Origin of the sequence: Stieleria sedimenti (genome assembly GCF_025060895.1) — a bacterium.
Classification (GTDB): Bacteria; Planctomycetota; Planctomycetia; order Pirellulales; family Pirellulaceae; genus Stieleria; species Stieleria sedimenti.
In genome coordinates this window covers 1-3,418 of sequence record NZ_JANZKV010000368.1, presented here as the reverse complement: position 1 = coordinate 3,418, position 3,418 = coordinate 1, and the positions used below count along the sequence as shown (strand labels likewise).

The 3,418-nt window shown below is 59.4% G+C and carries 3 protein-coding genes; 2 read left to right on the top strand and 1 reads right to left on the bottom strand.

Annotated elements, in window-relative coordinates; translation table 11 throughout:
- Nucleotides 1-36 precede the first annotated feature (36 nt).
- The gene (locus NZK35_RS33850) at nucleotides 37-1,035 is read right to left on the bottom strand and encodes a Gfo/Idh/MocA family protein (protein ID WP_259636952.1); all 999 of its coding nucleotides are present in this window, start codon (nucleotides 1,033-1,035) and stop codon (nucleotides 37-39) included.
- A 166-nt stretch (nucleotides 1,036-1,201) separates the two neighbouring features.
- Here NZK35_RS33850 and NZK35_RS33845 point away from each other — a divergent pair, with 166 nt between their 5' ends.
- Together NZK35_RS33845 and NZK35_RS33840 are read left to right on the top strand one after the other, a co-directional pair.
- Nucleotides 1,202-2,494, top strand: a complete 1,293-nt coding sequence (locus NZK35_RS33845; RefSeq protein WP_259636951.1) for an outer membrane protein assembly factor BamB family protein — start codon at nucleotides 1,202-1,204, stop codon at nucleotides 2,492-2,494.
- Nucleotides 2,495-2,722: 228 nt separating this feature from the next.
- Nucleotides 2,723-3,331 carry a metallophosphoesterase family protein gene (locus NZK35_RS33840; protein ID WP_259636950.1) on the top strand — a complete coding sequence of 203 codons (609 nt, stop codon included), beginning with the start codon at nucleotides 2,723-2,725 and terminating at the stop codon, nucleotides 3,329-3,331.
- The last annotated feature ends 87 nt before the right edge of the window (nucleotides 3,332-3,418 follow it).

The following is a 3,418-nucleotide window of genomic DNA, read 5'->3' as shown; positions in this document are numbered from 1 at the left end:
AAGCTGGAAGCTTGCCCCACGGATTCTCCGCTCGCCTTAAACCTGCCACTGGCAGATTTGAATGGCGTCGGCGGCCAGATTGCCATCGAGCAACGGCGACACTTCACTACTGCGAATCGATTCAGCCGCCGCATCGAGTTCTTTGACAAAGCTGGAGATCGGATCGCCGTCGCCCAGATCGGGTCGTTCGACGCGTCCGTCTTGGTGAAGAATCACCAGCGGGATCGTCGCGGTGGTTTCGTCGGCATAGGCGGCGAACTCAAACTGAATCGTCGCCCGTTCGAAGGAGACTTCGTAGCCGTGGGTGAACCCCCGCGCCGGAGAATCGATGACGCCGCCGCCGGCCGAGACCGGTCGCCCGTCGGGATAGCGGAACAGCGTTTCGTAGAACTTCGGCACCGAGTCGTTGCGAATGCAACTGCTTTCCACCGAGTCCGGCATCCCGAACAAGACGCGAATCAAATGAGCGTCATGGACGTGCAGATCGATCAGCGGTCCGCCGACGCTTAGCGGATCGTAAAAATCCGGAATCCAATCCGGCGGTGAAATCGTGCGTTTGAATCGTCCCGCGATCGGCCGTCCGAACCGACCGTCACGCGCGGCGTCGACTAACAGCCCGAACTCCGGCATAAACGGCAACACGTGGGCGACCATCACGTCGCCGGGGCCGCCGAGTTCTGCCAGCCGCCGCGCATCGTCGGCGGTCAATGCCAACGGTTTTTCGCACAGCACTTTTTTTCCGGCTGCGATGGATTTTTCGATCGCTTCGGCGTGCAAACTTGGCGGCAAACAGATGTCGATCAAATCGATCGACTCATCGGCCAGCATCGCGTCGAGTGATTGGTACACGCCCATGCCGGAAACATCGATTTGCTCGCCGGGAGGCCCAAAGTTACCCTTGATCCCCGTCCAATCGCCGCCACGTTTTGCTTCGTTTCGACTGCAGAAAGCCACCAAGTCAGCTTGATCACTTCGCTGGTAAGCCAGATAGTGAATCCAGCCCATGAACCCGACGCCGACGATTCCCGCACGCATACGCTCTGTTGTCCTATTCAAAGTAAGTTTTCGGGCCATTGTAGCTCGTTCGCTTCCGGGGAGTCAGTCGCCCGGAACCGAACCGCCGAGCGATCATGACGAACGAGTGACCAGGCGGTCGCGTGAAAACCTATCATTGATTCCGTTTCGCTTCTACAGTTCTACGATGAAACATTCCAACGCACCGACGAATCGGCTCGGCTTGATCACAATCCTTTGGCTCAGTCTCTCGGCCGGCGCGGTCGGTTTGGGGCAGGCCCCCGAGGCGGGACCTTGGCCTCAATGGCGCGGCCCGACGGCGGACAACCACGCCGCGGACGATGTGACGTTGCCGCGCCACTGGGATCTGCGGACGCGGGAAGGCATCGCCTGGAAAACCAAATTGCCCGGCCGCGGGCATTCGACACCTATCTTTGTCGGAGACGCGATTTTTTTGACCACGGCCGACGCCGATGCCGGCACACAGTCGGTTTTGGAACTCGAAACACGATCGGGAAAGCTGCGGCGGGAAGTGGTGCTGCACCGTGGCACGCTCCCGGCCCGCATTCATCCCAATAACTCGCACGCGTCTCCGTCGATGGCCTATGACGGCGAACGATTGTTCGCATCGTTCCACACCGACGATGCGATTGTGCTGACGGCGCTGTCGACCGACGGCACCCGGCTATGGCAGACGCGGGTCTGCGGATTCAAACCGTACAGTTTTCAATTCGGGTACGGCGCCAGTCCGATCGTCGAAGGCGATCTGGTGATCGTGGCGGCCGAGTACGACGGCAAGGACAGCGGGATTTATGCGCTCGATCGCGCCAGCGGAAAACAAGTGTGGAAAATTACGCGGCCGGCAAACTTGAACTTTGCGTCGCCGATTGTGACGACGATCGCGGGAGAGCGGCAACTGTTGATCGCCGGGGCGGAGACGTTTTCGTCCTACGATCCGTTGAAAGGACGCTTGCTCTGGCAGGTCCCGACGACGACCGAAGCGATCTGCGGGACGGTCGCCTGGGATGATCGTCACGTCATCGTCAGCGGAGGAAATCCGGACGCGGGGACCTGGTGTGTGGCCGCCGATGGAACACAGCGACTGATGTGGAGCAATCGTGTGATGTGCTACGAACAGTCCCTGTTGGCGATCAAAAACTACCTGTTCGCCGTCGCGGACAATGGTGTCGCCTACTGTTGGCGGACACACGATGGCAAAGAAATGTGGAAGATGCGTTTGTTCGGTGGCGGAATCAGCGCTTCACCCCTGCTCGCCGATGGCCACGTCGTCGTGGCGACTCAGCGCGGCGAAGTGTTTCTGTACTCGGCGTTCCCGGATCGCTTTGAATCCGTTGCCAAGATCCAGACCGGTGACTCGATCTTCGCCACCCCGGTCGCCATCGAAAATCGTCTTTATGTGCGAACAGGCATCAACGAATCCGGTCGTCGTCAGGAATACCTGATCGCCATCGGCCCGTGAGTGGCACAAGCTTCCAGCTTGCGTTTGCGATTAGTAGGTCACGCTGTGCGTGACTGGCATGCTGCTCGACTGGCATGCACAGCATGCCCTACTCTGCTGGCATGCACAGCATGCCCTACTCTGCTGGCATGCACAGCATGCCCTACTCTGCTGGCATGCACAGCATGCCCTACTCTACTAAACTAAAACAGCGTGCTTCTCCGTCAGTTCCCCGTGTTTGAACGACTCATGAAATTCCTCTGCTTTAGCGATCTTCACCGCAATGCCGAAGCGGCGCGAAACCTGGTCCGGCTTGCCGATGAAGTAGACGTCGTGATCGGTGCCGGAGATTTCGCCAATCGTCACGAAGGTCTCGCCGACACGCTGGAGATTCTGGCGGAAATCGAAAAGCCGGCGATCCTGGTGCCGGGCAACGGGGAGACCGTGGAAGAACTTCGCAGTGCCTCCGAGGGATGGAAGTCGGCCACCGTGTTGCACGGAGCAGGATGTGAGATTGGTGGCGTCCCGTTTTGGGGCGTCGGGGGCGGGATTCCCGTGACACCGTTCGGCGATTGGTCGTATGACTTCGACGAAACGCAAGCCACCGAGATGCTCAGTGGTTGCGACGAGGCAGGCGTGTTGGTGGTGCACTCTCCGCCGCTTGACACGGTCGATCGCGACAGTGGACGGAGAGTCCGGGGTAGCCAATCGATACGCGATTGCGTGCTGACCAAGCATCCGCGATTGGTGGTCTGCGGTCACATCCACGATGACTGGGAAAAGCAGGTCACGCTCGAGCAAAGCCTGGTGCTCAACGCCGGTCCGCGGGGCGTGGTTGTCGAGATCGACTTCGGGTAGTGGACGAGTCAACTTTTAAACTTAGGATGCCGCAGGTGGCACGGGGATACGTAACAAGGGATGCAGTAACCGTTGGTGTTTAGCCTT

What these genes read in the sequence shown, in the direction of transcription:
- NZK35_RS33850 (WP_259636952.1), bottom strand. Translation starts at nt 1,035, where the DNA reads ATGCGTGCGGGAATCGTCGGCGTCGGGTTCATGGGCTGGATTCACTAT.
- NZK35_RS33840 (WP_259636950.1), top strand. Translation starts at nt 2,723, where the DNA reads ATGAAATTCCTCTGCTTTAGCGATCTTCACCGCAATGCCGAAGCGGCG.
- NZK35_RS33845 (WP_259636951.1), top strand. Translation starts at nt 1,202, where the DNA reads ATGAAACATTCCAACGCACCGACGAATCGGCTCGGCTTGATCACAATC.